The organism is Vibrio sp. YT-19(2023), assembly GCF_033337395.1.
Window position 1 is genome coordinate 1 of record NZ_JAWOQN010000986.1, and the last position, 549, is coordinate 549.

Below are 549 nucleotides of genomic sequence, written 5' to 3' on the forward strand. Positions count from 1 at the left end.
TTTTTTGGATTTCTGACAATTGTCGTAATGGAGTGCAAGGTCTTTCCGTTCGACGTTTTCGTCAGATACGAATCAGAAACGTCCTTGCTCTCTCTTAACTTCATTCTCGCTAAGTTGGTAATTGGGGCACCTTCACTGCGTTCCGTCACGTGCCCGTTTGCGATTTTGATGATTTCCGGCGCTTCGGCATCTAAGCTGTGGAGAACCACTTCAGTGTGTTCACCATACATACGTGCAATGCCATCCACGACGTTTTTCATAGAGTTCAAAATATCGAGATCACTCTTGGTGAGTTTCTTTAGTAGCAATGTTACTTCCCTTAGCAAAAACTGGAGGTTAGGCCGACATAATATCGATAATAGATTTGTCAGTATATGGCATACCGAAACGAACCATTGCGCCAACATTTCTTATCGTTTGCTCAACTTCTTCGCCTACTATACCTTGATTCTTAACACTGTGGTTACCCAGCGCCATCAAATATGAGCGCACCGCCGTTGTCGACGAAGTACACACTTTCATCGCACAAGAGGACTTCGCACCATCGCA

The 549-nt window shown here is 44.6% G+C and carries 2 protein-coding genes; both read right to left on the reverse strand.

The features are described from left to right. On the reverse strand, positions 1-308 hold a 308-nt coding region (locus tag R7E78_RS29580), incomplete at its 3' end, for a PAS domain-containing protein (RefSeq protein WP_318059075.1). A 28-nt stretch (positions 309-336) separates the two neighbouring features. Then, the coding region (locus R7E78_RS29585) for an L-serine ammonia-lyase, iron-sulfur-dependent, subunit alpha (protein WP_318059076.1) at positions 337-549 on the reverse strand (213 nt) is incomplete at its 5' end.